Below are 4,847 nucleotides of genomic sequence, written 5' to 3' on the forward strand. Positions count from 1 at the left end.
GCCCAGGCCGCGTCGGCGAGGAGGCCGCCACCCGCGAGGATGGACGCCGAGGCGATGCGCAGCACGTCGCGGCGATCCGGGCGGCGCTGCGGTCCCACGCCGGCGTCCGGCGCGAACTGGTCGGTGGCGATGGCGTGTCTCCTCTATCTCGTGTCGATCGGCGCGCGTCAGGCCAGGTAGCGTTGCCGCTCCTCGATCCGGGTCGCGCCATGGGCCGCGAGCGCCTCGGCCACGAACCGCGCGAAAGCCTCGCGGAACCGGTCGGTCGCGAAACGCTGGGCGCTGGCGCGGCAGGCGGCCGGGGTGATCGTCTCCCGGATCGCCTCGAAACGCGTCACAGCGTCGACGATCGAGTCCACCGACTGTTCGGCGAAGAACAGTCCCGACCGACCCGGACCGGCCTCTCCGCGCACCGTTTCGAGCGCGCCGCCCCGGCCATAGGCGATCACCGGCGTGCCGCATGCCTGCGCCTCGACGGGGGCGATGCCGAAATCCTCCTCGGCGGCGAACAGGAACGCCCGCGCCCGCTGGAGGTGGGCGACCACCACGTCGTCGGGCTGCTTCCCCATGATCGTGACGTTGGGTCCCGCCGCGGCGCGCACCGCCGGCATCTCCGGCCCGTCGCCGATCACCACGAGGCGCCGCTCGGGCATGCGCCGAAAGGCTTCGACGATCAGCGGGATGCGCTTGTACGGCACCAGTCGCGACACGGTGACGTAGACGTCGTCCCTGTCGTCGCTCTGCGCGAACCGGTCGACGTCGACGGGCGGATAGATGACTGCCGCCTCGCGACCGTACAGGCGGCGGATGCGCCGCGCGATGAAGACCGAGTTGGCGATGAAATGATCGGTGCTGTGCGCCGACTGGATGTCCCAGAGCCGCATGTAGTGGAGGATCGCGCGCGCCACCATGCCCTTGATGCTGCGCGTCATGTTCGCTTCGGCGAGATACTGGTGCTGCAGGTCCCAGGCATAGCGGATCGGGCTGTGCGTGTAGCAGATGTGAAGCTGCTCGGGTCCGGTGATGACGCCCTTGGCCACCGACGCGGAAAAGCTGAGCACCAGATCATAGCCGGTCACGTCGAGTTGCTCGATCGCGATCGGCATCAGCGGCAGGTAGCTGCGGTAGCTCTTGCGCGCGCGCGGCAGGCGCTGGATGAAGCTCGTCGTGATGCGGCGTCCTTTCAGGAAACCGCGCTCATGCTCGGGCAGAAAATCGACGATGCAGAACAGGTCGGCCTGCGGGAACAGCTCCATCACCTGTTCGAGGACGGCTTCCGCTCCCCCCTTCAGGGTAAGCCAGTCCTGAATGATCGCTATTTTCATCAACCATACCGTTTCGAGTGTGAAGCATCGCGGGAGCGGCGGCGGCCCCGTCGCGATGGCGTGGAGGCGACCCGCGTGCCGCGCCGCGCGACGCGAGCGCCTTTCCGAACAGCCGGACCGGCCGCCGTGGGCACGAGGTCGGTCGCCCAGGGGAACGGCGCCGTGCCTGCTCCGCGCCTTCCCCGAACACTCCAGGCGCCTGCGCCCACGGGCCGCGCCCCCGTCGATACGCCGGTGCGTCCCTGACCGGTGACCGGCGCCATCCCAATACCTCGCGACGCCCATACGACCACTGGCCATAGCCAATAGTGGGGGCGGGATTACTCCGAAAGGTGATGCCATCGATCGGACGGTTCCGCAAGAAGCACGCTCGGCCCTGTCCGATGAGGTCGATGTCCCAAGCTCGACGGCGCCTGTTGCGTCGGGGTGGTCATACGGCCGGCGGCGATGCGGGTGGCGGCGATGCGGGCACGGCCGGCCGCGCCGACCGGCTTTCCTGGGTCAGCTATGGTCGGCGATGATCCGCCAGCCGGCACGCGTCCGGTGGAACAGCAGGCTCGTCAACCCCTCCACATCGGCGGCGCCCGCGCGGTGCAGGCGGAACCGACCGACGACGAAGGCATGCGCGGCATCGATCAGGTGGAAGTCGAGGAACACCACCGACAACTCGCCCTGCGTGCCATGCGCCTCCGCGGTGAAATGCCTGGCATAGACGGCGCGGATGCCGGAAAAGCCGCGCGTCTCGGTCTTGCCGCTGATGTAGACCGTTTCGGCGCCAGGCTCGTAGACCGCCATGAAACGGTCGAGGTCGCCGGCGTTCCACCCGCTCGCGCTGCGGTCCAGCGCAGCCTGGACGGCGACGCGGGCGGCGCCTTCGGGCGCCGGCGCGGCGGTGGCCGGCGTCGCCAGGACGGTCGCCATGATCGCCGCGATCCGTCCGATCATGCGCCTGCCCCCGTGTTTCAGAAAGAACTCCGCGCGGTGACGCCGATCGTGCGCGGCTCGACCCTGATCCGTCCCTCGAAATCGAACGGAGTGGCGGGCAGCGCGCGCAGGACGCCCCCGCTGTCCGTGGCGTTGCGGACGAAGGCGGACAGCTCGGTCTCGCCGATATAGGCGCCGACACGCAGGTTCAGCAGGCCGTAGGCGGCCATGGCCCGGTACCGCGCCGCCGCCGTATCGAACTCCGTCGCCCGGCGCCCGACATATTGGTAGTTGGCCCAAAGGAGCCCGCGCACCCCCGGCCGCAACGGAAAGACGTAGTTGGCGGTGGTGCTCCCCGACCAGCGCGGGACGTAGGGCGCGCGGTCGCCGGCGACCGCGGCGAGGTTGGGCACGTCCTTGTCGAGCGCGGAGTGGGTATAGGCGCCGCCGCCGCTCAGCGTCAGCCCCTCGACTGGCTTCAACGTCGCCTCGAGCTCGACGCCCTTGCTCGTCAGCGAACCGGCGTTCTCGCGAAAGCCGAAGCCGCAGTTCAGGTCGCGGTTGGTCTGGATGTCCTTCCACTTGATGAGGTAGCCGCTGGCGTTGATCGTAATCCGGCGATTGTCGAACGAGGTCTTGGTCCCGATCTCGTAGTTCCACAGCTTGTCGGGGCCGTATACGGACGGGTCGCCGGTGCGCTGGATACCCGCGAGCTCGGTCGCGCAGACGTTCTGCGGGATGACGTCGTTGATGCCGCCGAACCTGAACCCCTTCGCGGCCTGGGCATAGACGAGCTTCTGGTCGTCGATCTTGTAGGTCAGGTTCACCTTGGGGTTGAAGCCGTCGGTCTTCAGCGTGCGCGGGCCGGTCGCGGTCACCCCGCCGTTGAACAGCCCGCTGGAGCGAAGGCTGTATTGCTCGTGCCAGTCGAAGTATCGCACGCCCGCGGTCAGCGTGAAGCGATCGAGCGTGTAGCCCGCTTCTCCGAACACCGCGCCCTGATGGACCCTGATCCTCTGCTGGCCATAGAACAGGAAGTCGGTCGGCGCGCCGAAATCGTTCGGTGACGATATGCCCAGCTCGGCGTCGATGCCGGGCACCGGGAAGGCGTTGAGATAGTCCCGCTTGCGGGTGTTGTAATAGACGCCGACCAGCCAGCGCAACGCGCTTGCGTCGGGCGACGCGATGCGGACCTCCTGCGTGAAGTCGCCGATGCTGGTCTGGTCGGCGAGCGCGGAGTGGAGGTCGGTGGTGATCGTCGCCAGCGTCTTGTCGAGCTGACGCCGGTTGATGAAGTGCATGGCGAGATACGAGGTGGACGAGGTCAGCGTCGGCCCGCCGGTGTCGTAGTTCACCGTACCGTTGTAGACGTCGTAGACGTAGTGCGAGTTTTCCCTGGATATGTAGGACCGGGTATAGTCGCCCTCGTCGATCGGCCGGGCACCGTCGCGGAAATTGTGGTGGAAGGCGCTGAGATCGACCACCAGGTTCGCGGTCGGCGTGACGCGCAACGCGGCGCGACCGCCCAGGGCGCGATTGCGGTTGACGTTCCTTTCGCCGGTCTCGATGTTGTCGATATAGCCGCCGTCGCGGTCGTAATAGCCGGTCACGCGAAGCGCCACCTTGTCGCGGACGATCGGCAGGTTGATGACGCCCTTGGCATCGTAGTTCGTCGCGCCGTGATCGGTGAACGACAGGTCGGCTTCCGCGCGGCCCTCGATCCTGGTGGCGTCGGGCTTGCGAGTGATGAGCCGGATCGCGCCGCTCATCGCGCCCGCGCCGTACAGCGTGCCCTGCGGCCCGCGCAGCACCTCGACGCGCTCCAGGTCGAACAGTCCCTGCTCGGGGTTGAAGCCGCTGACCGAGATCGGCGTCTCGTCGACATAGAGCCCGACCGTCTCCTGCGTCTGCGGCTCGTCCTCCGAGATGCTGTTGCTGGTGATGCCGCGGATGATGATCTGCGAGCGGCCCGGCCCGTTCTGATAGGCCGTCAGGCTGGGGACGCTCGACAGGAGGTCGGTGAAGTTCCGCGCGCCGAGATTGTCGATCTCCTTCGAGCCGACCGCCGTGATGCTGAGCGGTACGGTCTGGATCGACTCGGAGCGTTTCTGCGCGGTCACGACGATGTCGTCGGCGATGGGCGCGGAGTCGGGCGCGGCGGTCTGGCCCTGCGGCTGCACCTGCGCGGCGGCGCCCGTACTCAGCGCGATCGTCCCGGCCAACGTCAGCAAGACGGTCGATGCTCGCGTCATGATAACCCCTTTACCGCCCCGCCGTTCTGGCGTTTTGCAGCGCAGCAGGAACAATCAGATATTCGCGCGGGTGTCAAACGACGCAGACCTCAAGAACTCGCCCGACCCGGCGGCGTTGGTTCCCGATCCGCCGACATCACAACCAGCCGTTTAGTCTTGCGATCCGGCCGGCCTCCACGCGGTTGGCGGCGCCGAGCTTGGCGGCGGCGTCCGACAGGTAGTTGCGCACGGTGCCCGGCGCGAGCGCGAGGCGACGGGCGATGTCCTTGTTCGACAGCCCCTCGTCGGCGAGGCGCAGCGCGTCGCGCTCGCGGCCGGTGAGCGGGTCGGCGCCCGCGTCCCAGGC

4 protein-coding genes are annotated in these 4,847 nt (G+C 68.1%); all 4 read right to left on the reverse strand.

The window, feature by feature from the left end; genetic code table 11:
- Nucleotides 1–167 precede the first annotated feature (167 nt).
- On the reverse strand, nt 168–1,325 hold the full coding sequence (locus tag HUV01_RS12015) for a glycosyltransferase family 4 protein (RefSeq protein WP_174298479.1): 1,158 nt from the start codon (nt 1,323–1,325) through the stop codon (nt 168–170).
- Nucleotides 1,326–1,826: 501 nt separating this feature from the next.
- Nucleotides 1,827–2,270 (reverse strand): YybH family protein, encoded by a 444-nt coding sequence (locus HUV01_RS12020; protein ID WP_174298480.1) that lies wholly within the window; start codon nt 2,268–2,270, stop codon nt 1,827–1,829.
- Nucleotides 2,271–2,287: 17 nt separating this feature from the next.
- Complete coding sequence (locus HUV01_RS12025) at nt 2,288–4,501, reverse strand: TonB-dependent receptor (protein ID WP_174298481.1); 2,214 nt, start codon at nt 4,499–4,501, stop codon at nt 2,288–2,290.
- A gap of 136 nt (nt 4,502–4,637) precedes the next feature.
- Nucleotides 4,638–4,847: helix-turn-helix domain-containing protein (locus HUV01_RS12030; protein WP_174298482.1), on the reverse strand; the 210-nt coding region annotated here is incomplete at its 5' end.

It is taken from the genome of Sphingomonas bacterium (genome assembly GCF_903643035.1).
Lineage (GTDB): Bacteria > Pseudomonadota > Alphaproteobacteria > Sphingomonadales > Sphingomonadaceae > Sphingomonas.